Source organism: Flavobacterium sp. MDT1-60 (assembly GCF_014844035.1).
Lineage (GTDB): Bacteria > Bacteroidota > Bacteroidia > Flavobacteriales > Flavobacteriaceae > Flavobacterium.
The window spans coordinates 4,715,367-4,741,086 of the sequence record NZ_CP062159.1; the positions used below are offsets into that span (position 1 = coordinate 4,715,367).

At 34.0% G+C, this 25,720-nt stretch carries 21 protein-coding genes and 1 pseudogene; 20 read left to right on the forward strand and 2 right to left on the reverse strand.

The annotated features are described in order from the left end of the window. The first annotated feature begins 48 nt into the window (after positions 1–48). The 19 genes and pseudogenes from gltB to IHE43_RS20015 all read left to right on the forward strand — a co-directional run bounded on the left by gltB (position 49) and on the right by IHE43_RS20015 (position 19,830). Positions 49–4,563 (forward strand): glutamate synthase large subunit, encoded by a 4,515-nt coding sequence (gltB, locus tag IHE43_RS19925; RefSeq protein ID WP_192185531.1) that lies wholly within the window; start codon positions 49–51, stop codon positions 4,561–4,563. A gap of 113 nt (positions 4,564–4,676) precedes the next feature. Next, positions 4,677–6,131 (forward strand): glutamate synthase subunit beta, encoded by a 1,455-nt coding sequence (locus IHE43_RS19930; protein ID WP_192185532.1) that lies wholly within the window; start codon positions 4,677–4,679, stop codon positions 6,129–6,131. 604 nt (positions 6,132–6,735) lie between these two features. Beyond that, positions 6,736–7,959 carry a diaminopimelate decarboxylase gene (gene lysA / locus IHE43_RS19935; RefSeq protein WP_192185533.1) on the forward strand — a complete coding sequence of 408 codons (1,224 nt, stop codon included), beginning with the start codon at positions 6,736–6,738 and terminating at the stop codon, positions 7,957–7,959. A gap of 288 nt (positions 7,960–8,247) precedes the next feature. Further along, positions 8,248–8,562 (forward strand): GIY-YIG nuclease family protein, encoded by a 315-nt coding sequence (locus IHE43_RS19940; RefSeq protein WP_192185534.1) that lies wholly within the window; start codon positions 8,248–8,250, stop codon positions 8,560–8,562. A gap of 181 nt (positions 8,563–8,743) precedes the next feature. Then, complete coding sequence (locus IHE43_RS19945) at positions 8,744–9,136, forward strand: helix-turn-helix domain-containing protein (RefSeq protein ID WP_192185535.1); 393 nt, start codon at positions 8,744–8,746, stop codon at positions 9,134–9,136. Between the two features lie 474 nt (positions 9,137–9,610). Next, positions 9,611–9,979, forward strand: coding sequence for a DUF5071 domain-containing protein (locus IHE43_RS19950; protein ID WP_192185536.1), 369 nt, complete (start codon positions 9,611–9,613; stop codon positions 9,977–9,979). Positions 9,980–10,344: 365 nt separating this feature from the next. Beyond that, complete coding sequence (locus tag IHE43_RS19955; RefSeq protein WP_225585216.1) at positions 10,345–11,247, forward strand: pentapeptide repeat-containing protein; 903 nt, start codon at positions 10,345–10,347, stop codon at positions 11,245–11,247. A gap of 213 nt (positions 11,248–11,460) precedes the next feature. After that, on the forward strand, positions 11,461–12,210 hold the full coding sequence (locus tag IHE43_RS19960; protein WP_192185537.1) for a hypothetical protein: 750 nt from the start codon (positions 11,461–11,463) through the stop codon (positions 12,208–12,210). 97 nt (positions 12,211–12,307) lie between these two features. After that, positions 12,308–12,820: a hypothetical protein gene (locus IHE43_RS19965; RefSeq protein WP_192185538.1), complete on the forward strand. Its 513-nt coding sequence runs from the start codon at positions 12,308–12,310 to the stop codon at positions 12,818–12,820. A 13-nt stretch (positions 12,821–12,833) separates the two neighbouring features. Continuing rightward, positions 12,834–13,274 carry a hypothetical protein gene (locus IHE43_RS19970; RefSeq protein WP_192185539.1) on the forward strand — a complete coding sequence of 147 codons (441 nt, stop codon included), beginning with the start codon at positions 12,834–12,836 and terminating at the stop codon, positions 13,272–13,274. 620 nt (positions 13,275–13,894) lie between these two features. Further along, positions 13,895–14,344 (forward strand): hypothetical protein, encoded by a 450-nt coding sequence (locus IHE43_RS19975; RefSeq protein ID WP_192185540.1) that lies wholly within the window; start codon positions 13,895–13,897, stop codon positions 14,342–14,344. A 27-nt stretch (positions 14,345–14,371) separates the two neighbouring features. Beyond that, positions 14,372–14,779, forward strand: coding sequence for a hypothetical protein (locus tag IHE43_RS19980; RefSeq protein ID WP_192185541.1), 408 nt, complete (start codon positions 14,372–14,374; stop codon positions 14,777–14,779). A 133-nt stretch (positions 14,780–14,912) separates the two neighbouring features. After that, a complete protein-coding gene (locus tag IHE43_RS19985) occupies positions 14,913–15,509 on the forward strand; it encodes a hypothetical protein (RefSeq protein ID WP_192185542.1) in 597 nt (198 codons plus the stop codon). Positions 15,510–15,574: 65 nt separating this feature from the next. After that, complete coding sequence (locus IHE43_RS19990; protein WP_192185543.1) at positions 15,575–15,946, forward strand: hypothetical protein; 372 nt, start codon at positions 15,575–15,577, stop codon at positions 15,944–15,946. A 186-nt stretch (positions 15,947–16,132) separates the two neighbouring features. Further along, a complete protein-coding gene (locus tag IHE43_RS19995) occupies positions 16,133–16,522 on the forward strand; it encodes a VOC family protein (RefSeq protein WP_192185544.1) in 390 nt (129 codons plus the stop codon). A gap of 303 nt (positions 16,523–16,825) precedes the next feature. Next, a pseudogene (locus IHE43_RS20000) lies at positions 16,826–18,012 on the forward strand (hypothetical protein). A gap of 191 nt (positions 18,013–18,203) precedes the next feature. Further along, entirely contained in the window at positions 18,204–18,530 is a 327-nt protein-coding gene (locus IHE43_RS20005; protein WP_192185545.1) for a helix-turn-helix transcriptional regulator, read from the forward strand. Further along, positions 18,520–19,023, forward strand: a complete 504-nt coding sequence (locus IHE43_RS20010; protein ID WP_192185546.1) for an SRPBCC domain-containing protein — start codon at positions 18,520–18,522, stop codon at positions 19,021–19,023. The genes IHE43_RS20005 and IHE43_RS20010 overlap by 11 nt, the downstream gene beginning before the upstream one ends. A 126-nt stretch (positions 19,024–19,149) precedes the next feature. Further along, positions 19,150–19,830 (forward strand): GNAT family N-acetyltransferase, encoded by a 681-nt coding sequence (locus IHE43_RS20015; RefSeq protein ID WP_192185547.1) that lies wholly within the window; start codon positions 19,150–19,152, stop codon positions 19,828–19,830. Positions 19,831–19,992: 162 nt separating this feature from the next. Here the strand turns inward: IHE43_RS20015 and IHE43_RS20020 are convergent, their stop codons facing one another. Both IHE43_RS20020 and IHE43_RS20025 read right to left on the reverse strand, forming a co-directional pair. After that, positions 19,993–21,528, reverse strand: coding sequence for a YifB family Mg chelatase-like AAA ATPase (locus IHE43_RS20020; RefSeq protein WP_192185548.1), 1,536 nt, complete (start codon positions 21,526–21,528; stop codon positions 19,993–19,995). Between the two features lie 80 nt (positions 21,529–21,608). After that, positions 21,609–22,583 carry a Gfo/Idh/MocA family protein gene (locus IHE43_RS20025; RefSeq protein WP_192185549.1) on the reverse strand — a complete coding sequence of 325 codons (975 nt, stop codon included), beginning with the start codon at positions 22,581–22,583 and terminating at the stop codon, positions 21,609–21,611. Between the two features lie 130 nt (positions 22,584–22,713). Between IHE43_RS20025 and IHE43_RS20030 the strand changes: the two genes are divergently transcribed. Continuing rightward, the gene (locus tag IHE43_RS20030; protein ID WP_192185550.1) at positions 22,714–25,713 is read left to right on the forward strand and encodes an amidohydrolase family protein; all 3,000 of its coding nucleotides are present in this window, start codon (positions 22,714–22,716) and stop codon (positions 25,711–25,713) included. Positions 25,714–25,720: the final 7 nt, after the last annotated feature.

A 25,720-nucleotide genomic window follows, 5' to 3' on the forward strand; every position in this document is an offset into this window, starting at 1 on the left:
TACATTATGTTTAACGAAATCTTTATTTTTGTAGAAAAAATATCAAGAATGAAAGTTAAAGAACAAGGGCTTTATTTGCCTGAATTTGAACACGACAATTGTGGTGCAGGATTTATTTGTAATTTGAATGGTATTAAATCTAACGATATTATTCACAAAGCATTGGATATCTTAATAAAATTGGAACATCGTGGTGCCGTTAGTTCTGATGGACGAACTGGAGACGGAGCTGGAATTTTGTTCGATATCCCACATGATTTTTTTAAAAAAGTATGTGATTTTGAAATCCCTGAAACACGTGAGTATGCAGTAGGAATGGTGTTTTTACCAAAAAGCAAAAACCAGGTTTCTTTTTGTATCAACACTTTTGAAGCAACTATTAAAGATCAGAACTTAAAGATCTTAGGTTGGAGAGATGTACCTGTTGAAGTGGAAAATTTAGGGCAGATTGCCGCAGAAAAAGAACCATCAGTTAAACAGGTTTTTGTTAGCAAAAACGGTCAGAATTTAACTGAACAAGAATTTAATGCAAAACTTTTTGCAGCTAGAAAAATTGCTGAACACGCTGTTAGAGGCTCTAAAACCTCTGAAAGCCATATGTTTTATTTCTCTAGTTTATCGACAACTACCATAATATATAAAGGTCTATTGATGCCGGAAGACATCAGCCGTTATTATGTTGACTTAAAAGATCCAGATTTAGTGACTCGTTTGGCGCTAGTTCACCAACGTTTCTCTACAAATACTTTCCCTTCATGGGAATTAGCACAGCCATTCAGATACATGTGTCATAATGGTGAAATCAACACACTTCGCGGAAACGTTAGCCGTATGCGTGCTCGTGAAGAGCTTATGCAAAGCAAAGTTTTTGGCGATGATATCAAAAAATTATTCCCAATTATCTTAGAAGGAAAATCAGATTCTGCTTCTATGGATATGGTGGTTGAACTTTTATTAATGACTGGTCGTTCATTACCGGAAGCAATGATGATGGTAGTTCCTGAAGCTTGGGAAAAACATCAGACAATGTCTCCTGAGAAAAAAGCATTTTACGAGTTTAATGCTTGTATCATGGAACCTTGGGACGGTCCTGCTTCTATTCCGTTTACAGATGGAAATGTTATTGGAGCATTATTAGACAGAAACGGTTTGCGTCCTTCCCGTTATACCTTAACAAAAAGCGGTTTCGTAATCATGTCATCAGAAATTGGTGTATTGGATATCGATCCGGAAGATGTAATTCAGCACGGTCGTTTAGAACCAGGAAAAATGTTCCTTGTTGACATGAACGAAGGTCGTATTATTGAGGATGAAGAAGTAAAAAAAGCAATTGTAACGAAACGTCCTTATAAAGAATGGTTAGATGCAAATTTATTGCCTTTATCTAAAGTTCCTTACACAAATAACCCAACTCCGGTTGAAAAACTTGATTTTTTAACGAGACAAAAATTATTTGGTTATACCATTGAAGATTTAAAAACAATCATCAACCCAATGGGAGGTCAGGGAGCTGAAGCAATTAGTTCTATGGGTAACGATACGCCTTTGGCAGTATTGTCAGACCAGCCTCAATTGTTGTATAACTATTTCAAACAATTATTTGCCCAGGTAACCAACCCGCCTTTGGATGGTATTCGTGAGGAAATCATTACTGATATCAGTTTAGCTGTTGGTGGAGATTTCAATATTTTTGAAATTGAATCTAAACAATGTAAAAAATTAAAAATCCAGAATCCGGTTATTTCTAACGAGGATTTAGATAAAATCAGAAACATCGATCACGCAGATTTCAAATCGGCTACCATTTCTACTTTATATAAAATAGAAAAAGGAGTTAACGGTTTAGAGCGTGCTCTTGAAAAATGTGTTCAGGCTACTTACAAAGCGGTTTCTGAAGGGTGCAATGTAATTATATTATCGGATAGAGGCGTAAGCGAAGAATTAGCTCCAATTCCTATGTTATTGGCTTGTTCTTACATTCACCACTCTTTGAATATTTTACAGGTTCGTTCTAAATTTGGAATCATAATCGAATCTGCAGAGCCTCGTGAACCACATCATTTTGCTTTATTGTTCGGATACGGTGCTAGTGCAATCAATCCTTACATGGTAAATGAAATCATTCACGATCAGGTTAACCAGGGATTCATTAAAGGTGTTAAAGCTGATTATGCAATTGTAAATTACAATAAAGCGATTGCAAAAGGAATCGTTAAGATCATGAACAAAATTGGTATCTCTACTTTACATTCGTACAGAGCTGCTCAAATTTTCGAGATATTAGGTTTAAACAAAACATTTACCTCTAAATATTTCCCTTACACACCTTCAAGAATCGAAGGAATTGGTTTGATGGAAGTAGAAAAAGAAGTAAAAAAACGTTTCCAAAAAGCATTCCCAAATTCAAAAGTGGCAAGTTTGCTTTCTTTAGAAATTGGAGGTATTTACAGATGGAGACGTGGTGGAGAAAAACACATGTTCAATCCAACCACTATTGCTAAATTACAACAGGCGGTTCGTTTAAACAGCCCTGAAAGCTATAAAGAATATTCTAATATGGTTAACGAGCAAAGCTCAAACCTAATGACTATTAGAGGAATGTTTGAATTCAATAATTTAGATCCAATTTCTATTGATGAAGTAGAACCTTGGACAGAAATTGTAAAGAAATTCAAAACAGGTGCAATGTCTTACGGATCTATCAGTAGAGAAGCACACGAGAATTTAGCGATTGCAATGAACAGAATTGGTGGAAAAAGTAATTCCGGAGAAGGTGGAGAAGATCCTAAACGTTTCCAGAAAGAAATCAACGGAGATTCAAGAAACAGTGCTATCAAACAAGTTGCTTCTGGACGTTTTGGTGTTTCGATCAACTATTTGACAAACGCTAAAGAAATTCAGATTAAAATGGCTCAAGGAGCAAAACCTGGTGAAGGTGGTCAGCTTCCTGGAGAAAAAGTGGTGCCCTGGATTGCTGAAACCAGAAACTCTACGCCTTATGTAGGTTTAATTTCGCCTCCACCTCATCACGATATTTATTCTATTGAGGATTTATCTCAATTGATTTATGATTTGAAAAATGCAAATCGTGAAGCGCGTGTAAACGTAAAATTAGTTTCTGAAGTGGGTGTTGGAACAATTGCTGCCGGTGTTGCCAAAGCAAAAGCTGATGTTATCCTTATTTCAGGTTATGATGGAGGAACTGGTGCTGCGCCATTGACTTCATTACAACACACTGGAATTCCGTGGGAACTTGGTTTAGCTGAAGCACAACAAACTTTGATCTTAAATGATTTAAGAAGCCGTGTGGTTTTAGAGTGTGACGGACAATTAAAAACAGGACGTGACGTAGCTATCGCTGCATTATTAGGAGCCGAAGAATTTGGTTTTGCTACTGCTCCGCTTGTAGCTTCTGGATGTATCATGATGAGAGCTTGTCACTTAAATACGTGTCCTGTTGGTATTGCAACTCAGGATCCTGAATTGAGAAAAAATTTCAAAGGAACTCCGGAGCACGTAATCAACTTCATGTATTTTATTGCTGAGGAATTAAGAGAAATCATGGCGCAATTAGGTTTCAGAACCTTGAAAGAAATGGTCGGTCAGTCACAAAAATTAAATGTGAACAAAGCGATCAAACATTACAAAGCCAATGGTTTAGATTTATCATCAATTCTATACAAACCGGAAAAAGCTAAAACGGTTCCAAATCACAATACAACTGAACAAGATCACAACTTAGAAAATGTATTGGATTTCGCAATTATCAAAGAGGCTATTCCTTCTATTTATAGAAAAGAGAAAACAAGAGTTACATTTAAAATTAAAAATACAGACCGTTCTGTAGGGGCCATTTTGAGTAATGAAATCTCAAAAATATATGGCGCACAAGGTTTACCTGAAGACACTATTTTAGTTGATTTTGAAGGTTCTGCCGGACAAAGTTTTGGTGCATTTGCAACAAACGGATTGTCGTTTAAAATTCACGGAAACTGTAATGATTATTTAGGAAAAGGACTTTCCGGAGGAAAATTGATTATCAAAGTACCTCCTACTGCAACTTTCAAACCTGAAGAAAACATCATTATTGGTAACGTTGCCCTTTACGGAGCTATTACCGGAGAGGCTTATATTAATGGAATGGCCGGAGAGCGTTTTTGTGTGAGAAATTCTGGAGCAACTGCGGTAGTTGAAGGAATTGGAGATCACGGATGCGAGTACATGACCGGTGGTACGGTGGTTGTTTTAGGAAAAACAGGAAGAAACTTCGCAGCTGGTATGAGCGGTGGTGTGGCTTATGTTTATGATCCAAATAAAAAATTCGATTCAACTTTATGTAACATGGAAATGGTTGCATTTGACCCAATCGAAGAAGAGGATATTACAAAACTAAGACGATTAATCAAAAACCATTCATTGTACACCAGCAGTCCATTAGCGAAAAGAATTTTAGCAGACTGGGAAAATGAACAGAAACATTTCGTAAAAGTAATGCCAACTGATTACAAAAAAGCATTACAGCGAATTGCAGAAGAGAAAAAAATAGAAGAATTAATAGCTTAATAAAAATCAATTTCAAAAATCAAAAGTCAATTTCAATGGCAATGTCTTCCTGAGCGGAGTCGAAGGATTTGGAATTTGGAATTTAAGAAATTGGAATTTTAATTAAAAATGTCATGGGTAAAATAGGCGGATTTAAAGAATATAACAGAGCTGACGAAAGTAATTTAGCAGTTGCAGAACGTGTTTCGAACTACAACGAATTTACTATTCCGTTATCTGAAGAAAAGAAAAAAGAACAAGGTTCAAGATGTATGGATTGTGGTATTCCTTTTTGCCACAGTGCTTGTCCGTTAGGTAATTTAATTCCTGACTTCAACGACATGGTGCATCAGGAAGAATGGCAAGGTGCCTTAGAGATTTTACAATCTACTAATAACTTTCCGGAATTCACCGGTCGCTTATGCCCTGCTCCATGTGAGAAATCATGTGTATTAGGGATCATCAAAGAACCTGTTGCGATTGAAAATATCGAGAAAAATATCATCGAAAGAGGTTTTGATGAAGGATGGATCAAACCACAGCCACCAAAAACGAGAACTGGAAAAACGGTTGCTGTTATTGGTTCAGGTCCTGCTGGTTTGGCAGCAGCTCAACAATTAAACAGAGCGGGTCACACTGTAACTGTTTTTGAAAGAGACAATGCCATTGGAGGTTTATTACGTTACGGAATTCCGAATTTCAAATTAGAAAAAGGAATTATCGACAGACGTGTATTAATCCTTGAAGCAGAAGGAATCACTTTCAAAACTAACGTAAATGTTGGAGTAAACTTTAGCGTTGAAGAACTAAACTCTTTTGATTCTATCGTATTATGCGGTGGAGCAACTGAAAGAAGAAGTTTGCCAACTAAAGGAATCGAAAGCAAAGGCGTTGTTCAGGCAATGGATTTCTTAACACAGCAAACTAAAGTTTTATACGGAGAATCAATTCCAGACCAGGTAATGGCAACTGGAAAAGATGTAATCGTAATTGGTGGTGGAGATACAGGTTCAGATTGTATTGGAACATCAAACAGACACGGTGCAAAATCAGTAACTAACTTTGAGATTTTACCAAAACCTCCGGTTGGAAGAAGCGAGTCAACGCCTTGGCCTTTCTGGCCGTTGCAGTTGAAAACGTCATCTTCTCACGAAGAAGGCTGTGACAGAAACTGGTTAATCAATACTAAAGAATTCCTGGCTAACGAAAAAGGAGAATTAGTGGGATTAAAAACAGTTGAAGTGCAATGGAAAATGACTCCGGGTCAGCGTCCTGAATTAATCGAAAAAGAAGGTTCAGAAAAAATCTGGCCTTGCGATTTAGCTTTATTGGCTTTAGGATTTACAGGTCCTGAGAAAACTTTAAGCGAGCAATTAGGTCTTGAAGTGGATATGAGAAGTAACTATAAAGCAAAAAATTATCAAACGAATGTACCGCACATTTTCACCGCTGGTGATATGAGAAGAGGACAATCGTTAATTGTATGGGCTATTTCAGAAGGTCGCGAAGCAGCAAGAGAAGTAGATTTGTTCTTAATGGGCTCTACTAACTTGCCAACCAAAGGAAACGGAGATTTACCTAGTTTGTAATTTTTAAGATTCTGAGGGGCTAAGGTTTTCTTGTAATCTACATCTTAAGAACTTAAAGATTAAATTTTATTAAGTCTTTATTCCGATAAACAACACACAGCAAAAAGCCTTGACTAACGTCAGGGCTTTTTAGGTTCAAATACACAGAAAAACAAAGGGACATTAAAACCAAAAATATTTAATTCATAGCCCGCGGTTTCAACCGTGGGAGACTGATCGTGATCGTATATTACGATCATATAATTGTGATTATGTATTGTGATCATATTGCGTCCCAACGGTTGAAGCCGTTGGTTATGTTTTTCTTGATTGGCAACAATAGGCAAAGTAATTAAACGAATGCATCCTAAAATTCAAAGAATAAAATTTGTGGAAATTAGTGCAATTCGTGGCGAAAAAAATCTACGCTAATCTTTTAATCTGTGGCAAAAACTTAGTACCTTAGAGTCTTAGTCCCTTAGAACCTAAAAAAGAATTTTATAAAAATTAGAAATAAAGCACTTTTTGTTCAAAAACAAACAATTTGTTACAATTTGTTATTTTTCTACAATTAATTTGTCGTTAGTCAAAAGTGTAATAACTTTGCCCAAAATAGTTTATAAAAATGCAAGCAAAAGATTTACTGCAGTTAGCAGACCAATTTGGAAGTCCATTATATGTTTATGATGCCGAAAAAATCCAATCACAGTACAACAGATTAACCAAAGCTTTCTCTAAGGTAGAAAACTTGAGAGTTAATTACGCCATGAAGGCATTGTCTAATGTTGCGATTCTTCAGTTATTAAAGAACATGGGGTCTGGTTTAGATACTGTATCAATTCAAGAAGTTTTGTTAGGACTTCATGCTGGCTATGAACCTGAAAAAATCTTTTTTACGCCAAACGGAGTTTCTTTGGAAGAAATCGAAGAAGTTGCCGCGATGGGTGTTCAAATCAATATTGATAACTTATCTATCCTGGAGCAATTCGGGACAAAATATCCTCAAATTCCGGTATGTATCCGTATCAATCCGCATGTAATGGCGGGTGGAAATGCTAATATTTCTGTTGGACATATCGATAGTAAATTCGGAATTTCGGTACATCAAATACCGCATATCTTGCGAATTGTTGAGAATACAAAAATGAGTATTGTTGGAATTCACATGCACACAGGATCTGATATTTTAGATATCGAAGTATTCTTGTATGCGGCTGAAATCTTGTTTGACACGGCTAAACATTTCAAAGATTTAGAATTTTTAGATTTCGGAAGTGGATTTAAAGTGCCTTACAAAAAAGACGATATCGAAACAGATATTGAAGAATTAGGTAAAAAATTATCAAAAAGATTCAATGCTTTCTGTGCAGAATACGGTAAAGATTTAACGCTGATTTTCGAACCAGGAAAATTTTTGGTGAGCGAAGCAGGTTTCTTCTTAGCAAAAGTAAACGTAGTAAAACAAACAACCTCAACAGTTTTCGCCGGAGTTGATAGTGGTTTCAACCACTTAATCCGCCCAATGTTTTACGGTTCACAACACTATATTGAAAACATCTCAAACCCAAAAGGAAAAGAGCGTTTTTACTCTGTGGTAGGATACATTTGCGAAACCGATACGTTTGCCAACAACCGCAAAATTTCGGAAATTACTGAAGGTGACATTTTAGCTTTCAGAAACGCCGGAGCATACTGTTTCTCTATGTCTTCGAACTACAATTCAAGATACAAACCAGCCGAAGTTTTATGGAAAGACGGAAAAGGAATCTTAATTCGTCAACACGAAACTTTCGAAGATTTGCTTAAAAATCAAATTCCGTTGCCACAAGAAGTTGCCGCAACAGTTTAAAATAAAAAAAAAAGAATATCAATTGTTGAAAATCCCGTTTCTTATGAAGCGGGATTTTTTTTGCTCAATCTTGTCATTTCGACGTAAGGAAAAATCCGCGTAAGAAACTCTACAAAATAACCGCCATGTTTGTCATTTCTCAATCAAAGCTAACATAAAGTAACCCCAATCTTGTCATTTCGACGAAGGAGAAATCCTCGCAAGAAGCTCTACAAAGTATATCAAATTCAGAACAAAAAAAGAAAGAAAAATCTTAAAATTAATTCTAACTTTAGCCAAAAATTAAAAATGCAATCACAGGAAGGTTATCATACTTACTACATATACATAATAACAAACAAGCATAAAACTGTTTTTTATACTGGAGTTACAAATAATTTAAAAATTCGTTTAAACCAACATACAGAAAATAACTCAACTGGAAACAAAACTTTCGCCTCAAAATATCACGTTACATACTTACTATATTACGAAAAGTTTTCCTGGATCCAAGAAGCAATTGCTCGCGAAAAAGAAGTAAAAGACTGGCGCAGAGAAAAGAAAATCGAATTGATAAAAACTATTAATCCAAATCTGGATTTCTTGAATGATTTATTTTCGTGATTTTAGCGTACAACATTTCCGCTCTTTGTCGAGTTTCTTGCGAGGATTTCTCCTTACGTCGAAATGACAAGATTGTGGAAAATTGATACTCCAAACTGCACTTTAGGATAGTGCAGTTTACTTCAGAAAAATCATATATTTACCCACTATAAAATCGGAAAATTTTAAATACCTTTGAAATATGAGCACAGCAGCAAAACCAAAACATATTGGCCGAAATATCAGCCGAATCAGAGAACTTCGAGGTATGAAGCAGGAAGCACTTGCGCAAGCGATTGGTTCAAACCAACAAGCTATTTCTGGTATCGAAGGAAGCGAAACTATTGACGAAACGAAACTTGCTACTATTGCAGAAGCACTTGGCGTTACGGTAGAAGCTATTAAAAGTTTTTCAGAAGAAAATGTGTTTAACTATTTTAATACTTTTAATGAGTCAGTTTCAAATAGTAATTTTGGTCATAATAATATTTGTAATTTCAATCCTCTTGATAAAGTAGTTGAGCTTTACGAACGTTTGGTTCAGGCTGAAAAAGACAAAAACGAGTATTTAGAAAAATTACTGAAAGGGAAATAATTCCTCAGAAATATAAATTCTACAAAGCACAACTATCTTACGATTTTGTGCTTTTTTTTAACCCCATAATATTCCTTTTTAACTAAAAATAACTTTTGGACATTCATAAAATATATCGCCGATTCTTTTACCTTCATACTGGCTCTAGTAAAGGGCATAAACCAACATTGGCACTTTCTAGCCTTGAAGCATTTTTTGTATTAGCAATTTGTGCAATTTTAAAGAAAATCTTATTTCCGACTGTACATATCAGCTTTCCTTTTTTATTTTCATTTTTTATGATAATTTCCTTGACAATTGAGTATTTCAATCGCAAAATACATAAAAGACTAAGCAACGTTTTTACTGCAGAATGGAAGAGTGAAACAAGAAGAAATAGAATTAGATACCGAATTTGTAATATCGTATTTGTGATTCTTGTTTTCTCTATTTGCATTTATATTTTACAATATATAGACAATAGATCTTAATCATATGAGCATCAAAACCTTAATCCCAAAAGATAAATTTGATTTTGAAACAGTTGAAAAACTCAAAAACTGTTCATTTGAAGAAATCGAATCTATTATTCCAGATTTACTCGAATGGTTACAAGATATGAACTGGCCAATTAGCAGACCAATTGCAGAACTTCTAATTCCATTTTCGGAAAAAATTTCTTCTGAAATATTGAAAATTTTACAAAGTGAGGATCAAGTTTGGAAATATTGGATTCTTATTACTTTTGGAGAAATCATTAAAGATAAAATGGTTTTGAATGAAATTGAAAGAATTGCAAAAGATCCAACAAAAGATGAAATCGAAGAAGAAGTCTTTGAAATTGCTACCAAAATTATTAATTAATATTTTCTAAACTTTTTTCAGGACGAGACAAAGACCTGCATACACTTCTGAAAAAAAAACTTCTAATCTAGCCCCGATGAAAGCGATATCCTTTTGTGTCCGCCGCGGCGGACACAAAAGATTTAGCGGACAGCGGGACGGGTCGTTCTTTTGAAAATGAAAATTGCTGCTACTAAAAATTCACCACAACATTTAAAATAAAAACCTATTTTAGCTTGGTACAAACCCCAAAACTTATCAAAAACTACTACAGGGTTGTCAATAACAACTATAAGTAGCGCAATAACAACTATTGGTAGCTGACTTTATTTGCAAACAAGCTATGGGTCACTATAGCTTTGCAGTATCAAATAAAAAATATAATTATGATGCTAAATTCAAAATCAGTAGGCAATAAAATTGCTACAGTCAGAAAGAAAATGAACCTTTCACAAGCAGACCTTGCACAACAAGTGTCAATTAGCCCTCAAGCAGTTGGTAAATGGGAAAGAGGTGAGTCAATGCCTGATATTGCTACATTAAACCGACTTGCCGAAATTCTCTGTGTGGACTTGAACTATTTTTCTGAAACATTTAAGTCTAACGTTTCAGAAAACCAAGTTGAAACGACCAAAAAACAATCTGCAGAAATTTCATCATCAAAACCAAAGACTAATTTAGGTTTAAGTTGGAATATGTCATCAGGAAATTGGGTTGACGCAGACTTTTCCGGGTTAAACAACCTTAAAGACAAATTCAGTACTTCAAACATGAAGAATTGTAAATTAATTGATTCCGACTTGTCGAATTTAATACTTAAATCCAACAATATTGTTGGTTGCGATTTTTCTAATTCAGATTTGAGAAATAGTAAAATTCAGACTTCTGACTTACAAAACAATCAGTTTGTTGAATGTTTACTCATAGACACGGAATTTTCGTCCAGTGAAATTAAAAACTGTAATTTTTCACAGGCAAATTTTTCAGGAGTTGAATTAAATACATCAGAATTTAAAAATTGCATTATAGAAAATGCGGTTTGGAATCTATCGACATTTAAACTATCACAAATTTCGGATGTGGTTTTTAATGGTACAATAGAAGAATGTTCTTTCGAAAACTGTTCTTTTTCAAAAGTGACTTTTAAGGATGCAACCCTTATCAATACTTTTTTTAAAGGCAATAAGTTAAAAGGTATTCAATTTATTGATTGTCATGCTGACCGAATGACCTACGAATTCCTTAAAAACGGAAAAGCTAATTTAACGGGACTAACTTTATTAACATAGTGCATACAAAAACATCGAAGAAATAAAAAAACTATTATAACTTCAATGCTAATACAGCTATAACCAGATGATTATCTTCATCCTTAACCTTTTAAATTTACACATTAAAAAATAAAGAAAAATCTTATTTTATTATTTTTTAAGCTTTTTCTTACTTATTATTCCGTTTTTGCATAATAAATTGCTTCAACTAATTTTTAAAACTAAAAAAAAATGAAGCAAAAATTTAAAAAAATTTTAGGAATTGTTCTAATTTCATGTATTACATTCTTATTATCGAATTGTGCTAATGATGGAATTTCAGAAGAACATAAAGTAAGTCAAGCGAATATTAAAGATGTGCAGAGTTGGTTTAAACAATATGAAGCCAGTAGCGAGAATTATTCTTTATTTCAGAATTTGGATTACAATTGGACTGAGGCGAAAATTACAACCTCACAAGATGGAACAGAAACGGTAATTGTTCCTGTTAATGAATTGAAAAAAGACCAACGCGACTTTTGGGAACAAAGATTGTATATTTATAAAACAGGCAAAGAAGATTACAAGGCACTTGTTTATGAAATATATACTAATAAAGAAGTTCAACCTAGCAGTCAATCAATAGAGGGTGGTGATTTTACAGGTTTCATGAGTGTTTGGGATTTAAAAACCGGTTTTGTCAGAGCTGCTAAATTTGTAAATAATCAGGTTGTCGAAACTGGAACTGTAGAAGTTGTAGATTATACGCAGAGAAACATAACAAATAAAGCTCCGATTGAAGCCCCATGCGTTTATGCTGATTTTGGTGATGGTGGATGTGGTGGTTTGTCAGGCGGTGATACTGCAACTCCGTTAAGAGAAGTTATTGTATATGGTCCAAGTAAAGGTACACCTGTTGAATATTATGGGCCACGTAGTCCTGTTATTGGAGGTTCTGATACAGGGGGTTATATTTCTCCTAGTGGAGGGGGGGGGTGGTAGCAACCAGGGGAATAACAATACTATCACAAATAAAATAGTTATAGTTGGCCCCGCAAAAATAATAACAGATATAAAGGAATACTTAAAGTGTTTTAATTTGAATAACACTGCACAATTAATAATTTATGTAGATCAGCCTATCCCTAATAATGCGGATGCTTATACATTATCAGGTGATGTTGGCCACACATTTATAGCAATTCAGCAAGGAGAAATAAGACGTGTATTAGGCTATTGGCCAGCTACATCAGTAAATCCTGTAACATCACCTTCAGATAAAAAAGCCTTTGGAAATGACGAAAATCATTATTTTGATGTAAGTATATCTAATAATATTAGTTCAAGTCAACTAAAAAATATAATTAATTATTGTAAGGATAATGTACCTACCACATATAATTTAAATTCATACAATTGTACTGATTTTGCATTAGCTATTGGCAGACTTGGTGGGCTAAATTTCTCAGATTCAACTGGAACATGGCCTGGCGGAAGTGGCAATAATCCAGGGAAATTAGGGCAAAACATTCGGAGTATGATTACTCCTGTCAATGGCAGTAAACAAACTACTGGAGGAAATGCAGGAAGTAATAAAGGTACTTGTAATTAAAAGATATTTAAATATGAAAAAAATATTGTTATTAGGATTTCTATTAATTGTAACTTTCTGTATTGGATATTATTTTTATACAGAGAGTGATATGTACATTCTTAAAAAATTTTCCAATGAAATAGTAAAGAACACATCTAATGTCGATAATATTATCGAAGAGCATGTAAAATATACTAGTAAAGGAAAAATATTGAGTCTTTATGTGCTTAATTTTATAAAGCAAGAATATAAAAAAAATAAAGAGCAAATAATTATATATTCACGAGAAGAGGCTAAAAAATATAGACAAGATAAAATAGTACTTAAAGAGAAGGAAAAATTATATTATGTCAAATTTAATGATGAAATGATTTTTCCTTTTATTGTAAATAATGATTCTAAAATTATTGTACTAATGATTCTAACTAAGGGAAGCGAAGGCACATTATCTGAGAGTAGGTCAGATCAATAATATAAATGAAAATTAATTTTTTGACATTTCTAACAATTGGTACTTTATTATTGGTATTCTTCTACTTCACAGAATACAATTTCAATTTTTGTATTTCTAATACAATTTATATTGTAAGCTATTCTTTCCCCATTTTACTTTTACTGATAATTGGATGTATTTTTTATTTGATTAAATACATAAAAATTAAATACAGGAATAATAATTTTTAACTATGAAAGAAGAAATGATGTTAATCGAAGATTTTAATATTATGTTATTTATATGGCAGATATTCTGTTTTATTATATTGGGAGCAATTATATATATTTTGTATAAACTGGTTAAAAAAGCTCGTAGATGGTAACTGTATTTTAAAATATAAAACAAGGCTAACTCTTACAGTTAGCCTTGTTTGCGTTTAAAAAATATTTCATTTAGATTTCCCTGTTAGCGAGAACGTCCCAATTAACAAAAGCTATACAAAACTGAAATTAAAAAAATGATAGGGACGAGTACGAAGCTCGCACTAGCATGCTAATAAATTCTTTTTAATCTTCCTGATTAAACGAAATTCAATTAACTCAAATAAATATATTATTTTAGCTTGCTACAACCCCAAAACTAAAACCTGTAAACCAATGAAAATTACGATTCCCTTGTCGGCATTATTCCTATTACTTACTACTACTCTATTCAGCCAGACTATTGCTGATTTAAAACTAAAACCCAAAGAAATTCCCAAAAGCTATTTTTTAAGCGACGGCCAAATTTGCGTTACTAATGCGGCTTGTAATTTCTATACTGATATTACCACTTACAGCAACATTGTTGGAGTGGTGAAAAGCAAAGAAATTCAAAGTTTCAAAAGCAAAGCAGACAGCGGTTCTATCATGTACATTGAATTTGAAAACAGATTTAAAGGTGACAAATTTCTGCAAGGATTGTTATGGGGAAAAGACGGTCAGCCAACAGACGAACATCCGGAAGAGTATCTTGCGAAAGGAAAATTTCTGATTATCTGGAGTTTTCATCCAGATAGTACCATTAAAGAAAAATCAGAAGCTAAAATTGATGCGATTTTGCAGTAAACAATAAAAGCATAATTGTAAGACTAAATGAAAAACATCTACAAAATAAGCTTCCAGATTTACAGAGCGATTTTAATTGCTAGTTTGCCATTATTTTTATTTGCGAAAGTTATGGTTGGTGCAGCAGGACATAATACTGAAACTAGAACCACTGATTATTTATTAATTGGATTTGCAATTCTAACAGCAATTTTATTAACTATTTTAAATAACTATAATCAGTCAAAAGATATCATTAGAAATCCTTTGCGGTTTACAATTATTAGTTTGGTTTTGGTAAGCATTATTTTTTTGTTTTATGGATTATATGATTTTACGTTACTTTATCTAAACCATAATTTTGTAGTGGAAGATAACATTCCTGTTACTATCCTTCTATTGTTAATTGCATTAAGCGCAACACTTGTAATTGGATTGATAAAGAACAAAATATAAGATTACCAATTCTTCAAATTCCTCTTATTAATACTAAGTTACTCTGGTAGATATACCGAATTCAGGTAGTGGCAACGATAAGCAAAAAAATAAAACTATATTATCAAGTTAATAGTAATATTATAAAAACCAAATGGAAAAAAACATTTTTAAAAGTACAGTAAGTTTTTTACCAATAGGATTTGGTTTGATTGGTGCATCTTTCTTTTTTGCAATATCATATTATTTATCATCAGGATTCACAAAACCTGAATCTTCAACTAATGGAGACTTAATTGCTTTTTGTATACTTATTGGTGTATTTTGTTTTTTTGGTTTATTGTCCTTATTTATGATTTTCAACATAAAAACAATTACTCTGACAAACAAAAATTTAGTTATTGAGAGGCCTTTATTGTTTTTGAAATTTGTAATTCCATTAGAAAATATTCAAAATATACATGAAGAAGATTATGAAATTAATTCGGCAGCTAATAGCCGAAAAATAACTGTTTATAAAGGAGAAAAAATGACAATTGAAATTCAAAAAGGTAAAAAAATAGTATTTACATCATTTGAAATTTCAGAGTATGATGATTTAGCTCAGTATTTGAAAAATATAGAATTCAATATAACCGATAATGCAATCATTAAAAAGGATTATTCAAACAAGTCTAAAGTTTATTCCTGGCTTTTATTTATCTTTATCTTAACTATAATCCTAATTTACCAGTTACTAAAATCGAGATAAAATTGCTAAATAACGTTTAAAATAATTTTTATAACTTTCAAACGACTCATCAAAAAACATAAAAAATGAAACCACAAGTTCGAATCCTAATTTACTCCATACTATTCTTTTTATACCTTTCTTCTACTCCCCTTTTATTAACGTTGGGTGAAAAATTAAAAACCGATCCTTTTATTACTTTAGGCTTTGGTTTTGCTTTATTAAATATTGCTTATGCTTTCTTCGCTTTAAAATGGACTGTTTTACTAAATGTAATCTGTGCTATTGCAATTGCGGCTTTAGCCTTATTTTTAGCTTTGAAGTTTACCAATTTACATCTGTTTTTAAATTACGATCCTTATCAGGTTAAAACCGCAATACTAGCAAATGCTGTTTTCTCGATTATATTTTGGGAAATTGTTTATCAGGTAAAAATTAGAAAACATACTACACGTTAGACGCACTACTGTGCGTCTCTACAATAATCTTTGTACGGAATAAACTATTGAGATTATCCTCTATATAAATCCGCAGACGTGCACAGCCATACGTCTTCGCTTCTATTTAATTTAAAATTCGTAAATTTAGTACACGACTATTATTTAATGGTGGGAATTAAGTTTAATTTTTTAAAAATTAATGGTATGAAAACTAAAAAAATATGGGCTAATTTGGCAGTAGAAGACTTAGCACGAACTACCAAATTTTATAGCGAACTGGGTTTTAAACCAAATGGTACAAACGAAGAATTGACCAGTTTTTGTTTTGGAGATGATAATTTTATAATTCATTTTTTTATAAAAGAAAGATTTAAATGGGCGGTGAATGACGAGGCTTCCGATTTAAAGCAGGGCAATGAAATTATATTTTCGCTTTCGGCTGAAAGTGTAGATGAAGTGCTTCAGCGATTATTGGCTGTTAAAAATGCCGGTGGAAGAATTTTTGCTGAACCTCAAAATTTTGAAAAAGGCTATTTCTTTGGATTCTCAGATCCTGATGGTCACAAATTTAATGTGTTGTATTGGCCGAAATAAGATGGAACCATAGCAAGACATTTTGGCGGAATTACTTTGTTCTTCGCAAAGTGATGCCCATTTTTTCTGTGAAATACTAAATTTCTACACTAGCCCCGATGGGAGGGAAAATCTTTTTGTGGTGGGGTTCACCACAAAAAATTGGAAGGAACAGCGGGACGGGTCGTTCTTATGAAAACGAAAATTTCTGCTTCTAAAAATTAAAATCCTAAATGTAATACCAGTCGTTTTTCATTCAAAAAAAAGATGTAATACAATTTCAAAACTAATATATTTACGCCTTCAAATCAATAGGTCTTTAGAATGAAAAAAATTACCGTTTTCTTTTCAATATTATTTTTAGCGCTTTCTTCTTGTGGCGTAAAAACCACGCAATCCTTAATTAGCGATGGGAATTATGATGCTGCAATAGATAAAGCTGTAGAGGCTTTAAAAACTAAAAAAGAGGCGAAAGGAAAACAGGATTATGTTTATTTGCTCGAAGAGGCGTTTGCAAAAGCGAAAGACAGGGATTTGCGTGATCTTGATTTGCTGGCGAAAGATGCCAATCCGGCGAATTCAGAACGTGTTTATAATACGTATTTGCAATTGAATAATCGTCAGGAGAAAATTAGGCCTTTACTGCCTTTGCCGTTACTTAAGCAAGGCAAAAATGCTTCTTTTGCATTTGATAATTATTCGGATCAGATTGTAAAGAGTAAAAATGCATTGTCGAAATATTTGTATGGAAATGCATCTGCGCTTTTAAAATCGAGTAACAAACTGGATTTTAGAAAAGCCTACAATGACTTATCTTATTTGGAAAGTATTAATCCGGGATATCAAAATACTAAAAAACTGATGGATGATGCACAATTTAAAGGAACTGATTTTGTAGATGTTTATGCTAAAAATCAAACCAATATGGTGATTCCGAAACAACTTCAGGATGATTTATTGGATATTAAGACTTACGGATTAAATGATAAATGGACGGTTTATCATAGCGCCAGACAAAAAATGTAAAGTACGATTATAGTTTGATTGTAAATTTTGTACAAATTAATATCTCGCCTGAGCAAATTAAGGAAAAAGAATTCATCAAAGAAAGACAAGTTAAAGATGGTGTAAAAACGCTTTTGGACAGCAGAGGCAGACCTGTGAAAGATAGTCTTGGTAAGGAAATAAAAGTGGATAACTACAGAACACTTCGTGCCAATATATACGAGTTTAGACAATTTAAATCGTGCCAGGTTACGGCAAAAGTGGATTACGTAGACAGTAAGACAAATGCTTTGCTGCAATCGTTTCCGATAACAAGCGAATTTATTTTTGAGAATATTTATTCGACTTACAAAGGAGATAAAAGCGCTTGCGAAGACAATTATATGAGTTATTTTAATAAACGCGCTGTGCCATTTCCGAATAATGAACAAATGGTTTATGACACTGGTGAAGATTTAAAAGCCAGACTTAAGGATATTATTGTTAAGAACAGGTTTAGGGGGTAATTTAGAAGCATAAAAAAAGTAATATATTAAGACGTACAATTTGTGCGTCTTTTTTTTGTAGAAAATTTAAAGTACGCTTTAGAAATTTACTGAAGAATAAAATATTTTAAAAAAATCACAAAAATATTTTGCGCAACCAAAAAGTTGCTTATATTTGCAACTAATTAGTTGCAAATATAAATGATTCAAAAATGAACAGAGACATTTTTCAGGCCATTGCCGATCCGACCCGACGAGCAATTTTAGTATTGGTTGCCACAAACGCTTTGACACCAAATGCCATTGCGGAGCAATTTAATACGACGAGACAAGCCGTTTCTAAACACATTAAAATTCTCAATGAATGCGAATTATTAGCCGAGAAGAAAGTCGGAAGAGAAATCTATTACCAGCTAAAAATTGACAAAATGAAAGAAATTGACAAATGGTTAGAACAGTTTAAGGAAATTTGGGAAAGCCGTTTCAGTCAATTAGATCAAGTATTAATGAATCTTAAAGCTAAAGAAAATGAAATCTAATCTATTGATGAATTTTACCGTAGACAAAGAAAACAGCACGGTAAACGTAAAACGCGAATTTAACGCTCCACTTGCTGATGTTTGGTCGGCCTGGACACAACCGGAAATATTAGACCAATGGTGGGCGCCGGCTCCGTGGAAAGCCAGAACAAAAAGCATGGATTTCAAGGAAGGCGGAAGAAGACTGTACGCCATGGTTGGCCCTGAGGGCGAAGAGCATTGGGCTATAGCCGATTTTACTTCGATTACGCCTAAATCTAACTTTAAATATCTGGATGCTTTTAGCGACAGCGAGGGAAACTTAAACAAAGATTTTCCGCGTTCTGACTGGAATGTAAATTTCTCTGAACAAGGAACTTCTACCATTGTTGATATTGCGATTAAACATGAAAACCTTTCTGATTTGGAAAAAATCATTGAAATGGGTTTCAAAGAAGGCTTCACTATTGCTATGGAAGGTTTGGATGAAATTTTTGCTTCGAGAGGAAAGTAAAATTTATTATTATATTTTATGGAATCCCGTTTCGATTGAAGTGGGATTTTTTTTGCTATTTATTTTAAATCCTTACATTTATATTTCAAAATTCGCTTTCACTTTTTAATTTTGAAAAACATTACAATGACAATCTCAGAAGAAAATAAATTAGATAATCCGGTTTGGTATTCTTTAACAGAAAACCATCGGGAATTTGCTATTGATTATGGAAATACTAAGTTTTATAATCCGGATTATTGTCCGTTTGGAAGCTTTACCCATTTAGAAAATACGGCCATTGCAACCAAAGAATATTCGGCCTTAATCGATAATTTCTTTATTGTTGGTGAAAAGCCTGAAATAGCTTCTACTTTAAAGATTGCAAAAGAATTGGTTTGTCTTCAAATGATTATTAATGAAAAAATTCAACTTCCAATAGAATCCGAAATCGTCAAATTGACTGTAGAGCATAATGAAATTTTATGTGATTTGGTTAATTTAGTACAGCCTGGTTATTTTAAAAACAAAACTATGATGCTTGGAGATTATTACGGAATTTTTAAAGACAATCAATTAATCGCCATTACTGGTGAGCGTATGAAAATGAATTGTTTTACCGAACTAAGTGCGATAATTACACATCCTGATCATACCGGAAAAGGTTATGCCAAACAACTTATTACTCATGTTGTAAATGCTATTTTTGATCAGAACAAAATTCCATTTTTGCATGTTGCAGAACATAATATCGGTGCTGTCTCCTTATATGAGAAGCTGGGTTTTAGTACAAGACGTAAAATGAGTTTCTGGAATATTACCAAATAAAAGTCGAGCTTACTGACCGCTGATTTAACCACAAAGTTCGCAAGAGTTTTACGCAAGGTTCGCTAAGCTTTATGCGTAAATTAATCTCGCAAAGACGCAGAGCCGCAAAGAAAACTTAAAAAGAAAAACTTTGCGACTTTGCGTCTTTGCGAGATTTTTTTTCTACCCTAGCCAGCCATCACGATCCAAACTTCTGTATTGAATGGCCTCGGCTATGTGTTGAGAGATTACTGTTGGTGCGGCGTCTAAGTCGGCTATGGTTCGAGCTACTTTCAGGATTCTGTCGTACGCTCTTGCGGAGAGGTTTAGACGTTCCATGGCGGTTTTTAATAATTCTTTTGATTGCTCGTCTAATGCGCAATACTCCCGAATTAATTTGCTGCTCATTTGTGCATTATAATGTATGTTTTCGATTTCTTCGAATCGTTTGGTTTGAATTTCTCTGGCCGCGGTAACACGTTTTCTGATTTCGACGCTACTTTCGGCTTTTCGGTCATCGGCCAATTTCTCGAATGGAACAGGTGTTACTTCTATATGAATGTCGATTCGGTCTAATAAGGGGCCGGAAATTTTGCTCAAATAGCGTTGCATTTCGTGTGGAGAAGAAGTATTGGGCATACTTGGATCGTTGAAAAAACCACTCGGACTCGGATTCATACTCGCCACTAACATAAATGACGATGGATATGTAACCGTGAATTTTGCACGTGAAATCGTTACTTCACGATCTTCAAGCGGCTGACGCATCACTTCTAAAACATCGCGTTTGAATTCCGGCAATTCATCTAAAAATAAAACGCCATTATGCGCCATTGAGATTTCGCCGGGTTGCGGATAACTTCCGCCTCCAACTAAAGCCACATTTGAAATAGTATGATGCGGACTACGAAACGGCCGTTGATTCATTAAACCAACTTCTTTTAATTTTCCGGCCACACTGTGAATTTTAGTTGTTTCAAGAGCTTCACGCAAGGTCATTGGTGGTAAAATACTCGGAACCCTTTTCGCTAACATTGTTTTTCCTGCTCCCGGTGGACCGATTAAAATAATATTATGACCTCCGGCCGCTGCTATTTCCATGCAACGTTTAATACTTTCCTGTCCACGAACATCAGAAAAATCAAATTCGGGAAAATCTAAGGTTTTATAAAACTCGGCTCTGGTATCAATAACTGTAGGTTTTAGATCTCCTTTTCCATTAAAAAAGTTAATTACTTCCTGCAAATTGGTAACACCATACACATCCAAACCAGCAACAATGGCGGCTTCTTTTACATTCTGGATCGGAAGAAAAAAGCCTTTATACCCTTCTTCTTTGGCTTTTATGGCAATCGGCAATGCTCCGCGAATAGGCTGCAAACTTCCGTCTAAAGAAAGTTCACCCATAATAATATATTGTTCTATTTCGGGCGCTTTGATCTGATCTGAACCAACTAATATTCCCATTGCTAAAGGTAAATCATAAGCAGAACCTTCTTTCCGAAGGTCGGCGGGTGCCATATTAATGGTTATCTTTTTTCCAGGAAAATTTAATCCGTTATTTTTAAGAGCAGCTGCAATCCTGAAACTGCTTTCCTTAATAGCACTATCCGGCAAACCAACTAAGTGTAAACCAATACCTTTGTCCATATGAACCTCGATGGTGATGGTAGTTGCTTCTACTCCAAAAACCGCACTTCCGTAAACTTTTACTAACATAATTTCAAATTCATTAAATGTTTTTAAATCTAATGAAAATAATTATGTTGTAACTATTTTACTACAAAAAAAATATATTTTTAAAAAGGCAACTTAATCTGAACCTTAATTTCTTCCACAATCTTACTCAAATCCAAACTATTCTGATGTGACCAAAGTTCGCTTTCAATCTGATTATTTCTAATACATTTATGACATTCGATCGCTTCATGAGCATATCCCTTGCCCAGATTTGGAAGACTACACACTTCCTCCTGATTATTTTTTACAATCGAATATCCATCAGCCACAAACCATGGAGCATTCAGTTGAATATTTCCTTGGGTTCCTCCTATAACGGCTTTCATATCAGATTCAGAATTTATTGACGCGTGTAAAATAGCCTGTGCTTTTTCATAATGCAAAATCATAGAAGTCTGCAAATCAATTCCGTTATTACTATAAACCGATTTCGCAATAATTTCTTTTGGAATTCCGAGCATTAAATAGGAGAGAAATAAGGGATAAACGCCAATATCAAAAAGAGCTCCTCCACCTAATTTTTTATCGAAAAGCCTTCCTCCTTCTTTTTCATCAGCATAAAAATTAAAATCAGCCTTTACATAATTTACGTCGCCGATGATTCCCTGATTTACTTTTTCTAAAACTTCTTTTACAGACGGAATAAAACGCGTCCAGAAAGCTTCCATAAAAAATCTATTGTACTTTTTAGAGGCTTCAGTCATACGAACCGCATCTTTATAAGAAAGCGCCATTGGCTTTTCGCATAAAACATGTTTGCCATTTTCTAATGCCTTAATAGACAATTCGGCATGGGAATCGTGTGGTGTTGCGATATAAACAATATCAACCTGATCATCAGCAAAAAGTGCTTCATAGGAATCGTATGCTTTTGGACAATTGTACTGATTTGCAAAATCCCTTGCTTTTTCGATACTTCGTGAAGCCACTGCAACTAAATTAGCATCTTCTATCAATACTAAATCGGCTGCAAATTGATTTGCTATATTTCCCAAGCCAATAATTCCCCAATTTATTCTATTATTATTTCCCATAACGTCCATTTTACACTTCTAATCAAAAGGTTAACTTACAAGCTTACTAAAATAGAGAAAAAAGAGTAGCAAAAACAAAACGGATATAACATATATTTCATATTTTTAGCAAAAATTTACCCAATTACATATGAAAAAAGCCTTACTCCTACTCTTTTTGAGTGTTTTTTTAACAAAAACGTATGCTCAAGACTACTTCCCTGTTAATGAAAGTGTGCATAACAAAAGCAAAAATTACACTGTTTTTACAAATGCCACCATTTATGTTACCCCAACTCAAAAAATCGAAAAAGGAACTTTATTGATCCAGGACGGTAAGGTTGTTGCAGTTGGAAATGCTGTATCCATTCCGAAAAATGCTATTACGATAGATTTACAAGGAAAAACAATTTACCCGTCTTTTATTGATATTTATACCAGTTTTGGAATTGAAAAACCAAAAGCAAATATCACTCCGGGACGAAATCGAAATCCGTTGTACGATACAAAAAGAGTTGGTTATTACTGGAATGAAAGTGTTCGTCCGGAAATCAATGTTTACGAAACTTTTAAATACGACCAGCCAAAAGCGGATGAATTATTAAAAGCTGGTTTTGGTGTTGTTGGAACTCATATTCCAGACGGAATTGCGCAAGGAACCGGAGCTTTGATTGCCCTGAATAATGAGGACAACAGTAAACAAATCATCGCAAATAAATTAACCAATCATTTATCTTTCTCAAAAAGCGCCCTTACAAATCAGACCTATCCAAGCTCTTTGATGGGTTCTATGGCTTTATTGCGTCAGATGTATTTAGATTTAGACTGGTACAAAAAAGGAAATTCTGAAACTAAAGACTTATCATTAGAAGCTTTGGCAAACAATGAAAAACTGGTTCAGATATTTACTTCTGAAGATAAATTAAACAGTTTAAGAGCGGCCAAAATCGCTAAAGAATTTGGCTTAAACTATGTTTTAAAAGGAAGCGGGAATGAATTTGAAAGAATTGAGGAAATTAAAGCCACTAACGCTAAATTCATTATTCCGATAAGTTTCCCTGAAGCTTATGATGTTTCAAATCCATATTTATCAAACCAAATCGAATTGACTGATATGCGTTTCTGGAATCAGGCACCGACAAATCTTAAAGTACTTTCTGATAATGGAATTGTATTTGCCCTGACGACAGACAAATTAAAAAAGATTGAAGACTTCAAACCAAATCTTCTAAAAGCCATAAAATTAGGTTTTGATAAAACGAAAGCTTTAGAGGCTTTGACTACAATTCCGGCTGCTATTTTAGGAAAAAGCGACGAAGTGGGTAGTTTGAAAGTAGGTACTTATGCCAATTTCATCATTACTTCCGGTGAAGTTTTTGACGAGAAAACGGTTTTATATGAAAACTGGGTTCAGGGATCTAAATTTATTGTAAACGATCTTAGCGCCAAAGATATCCGTGGAAATTACGACTTAACCGTTGGAAAAGATACTTATAAATGGAAAATTGACGGAACTGCTGATGCTCAAAAATCTGAAGTAACTACTGTTGATGCCAAAAAGGTAAAAAGCACTTTTTCTATTGCTAAAAACTGGATTTCATTGGTGATCAAACCTGCAGATACGATCAAATCTAATTATACACGTTTAACCGGATTCATCGAAAAAGCAGACGCTTTATCTGGAAAAGCAGTTTTATCAAACGGAGACGAATTGCTTTGGACTGCTGTAAAAACGAGTCCGTTTGTCGTTGCAAAAGATTCATCTAAAGTAGAAAAACCACTTGCAGTTATGCCGGTTACCTATCCGAATGTTGCTTTTGGTGATACTAAAAAACAAACTGCCCAAACTTTATTATTTAAAAACGCTACGGTTTGGACAAATGAAAAAGACGGAATTCTAACAGAAACTGACGTTTTAATCAAAAACGGAAAAATTGCTGCTGTTGGTAAAAACCTTTCTGATGCCGGTGCTACTGTTATTGATTCTAAAGGAAAACACATTACAAGTGGTATCATCGATGAACATTCGCATATTGCGATTTCTAAAGGAGTTAACGAAAGTGGTCATAACTCGACTGCCGAAGTTACAATTCAGGATGTTGTTAACTCTGAAGACATAAATATCTATAGAGATTTAGCTGGAGGTGTTACTATTTCGCAATTATTACACGGATCTGCAAACCCAATTGGAGGTCGTTCTGCGATCGTAAAATGGAAATGGGGCTCTTCTCCAGATGAAATGTTATACAAAAACCAACCTAAGTTTATCAAATTTGCCTTGGGTGAAAACGTAAAACAAGCCAATTGGGGAATTGATAATCCAACCCGTTTTCCACAAACAAGAATGGGAGTTGAACAGGTTTTTACAGATTATTTTCAATTGGCCAAAGAATATGACGAAAGCTGGAAAAAATTTAACGCTGGTTCTAAAAAAGGAAAAGCACCACGTGTGGACTTAGAATTGCAAACACTTGCTGAAATTTTAAATAAAGAACGTTTCATTACTTGTCACTCTTATATAGAGTCGGAAATTTTGATGTTAATGAATGTTGCTGATAAATTTAATTTCAGAGTAAATACTTTCACTCATATTTTAGAAGGTTACAAAGTGGCTGATAAAATGAAAGAGCATGGTGTTGGAGCTTCAACTTTCTCTGATTGGTGGGCTTATAAATTTGAAGTTAATGATGCTATTCCGTTTAACGGACCAATTATGCACAATGCAGGATTGGTAGTTGCCTACAATTCTGATGATGCCGAAATGTCTCGCCGATTAAACCAGGAAGCTGCAAAAGCGGTGAAATACGGAAATATTTCTGAAGAAGATGCCTGGAAATTTGTGACTTTAAATCCTGCGAAACTTTTACATATTGATGATAAAGTAGGAAGTTTAAAAGTAGGTAAAGATGCCGATGTTGTTTTATGGAGCGACAATCCACTTTCTATTTATACTAAAGCCGAAAAAACAATTATTGAAGGTGTTGTTTATTTTGATATTGAAAAAGATGCTCAGAAACAATTGGCCATTACTAAAGAAAGAAGTGAATTGATTGGACAAATGTTGCAGGAAAAGAATAAAGGAAACGGAACGCAACAACCAACCAGAAAAGAGAAAAAAGAATATCACTGTGATACTTTAGAGCAGTTATAAGAACTTT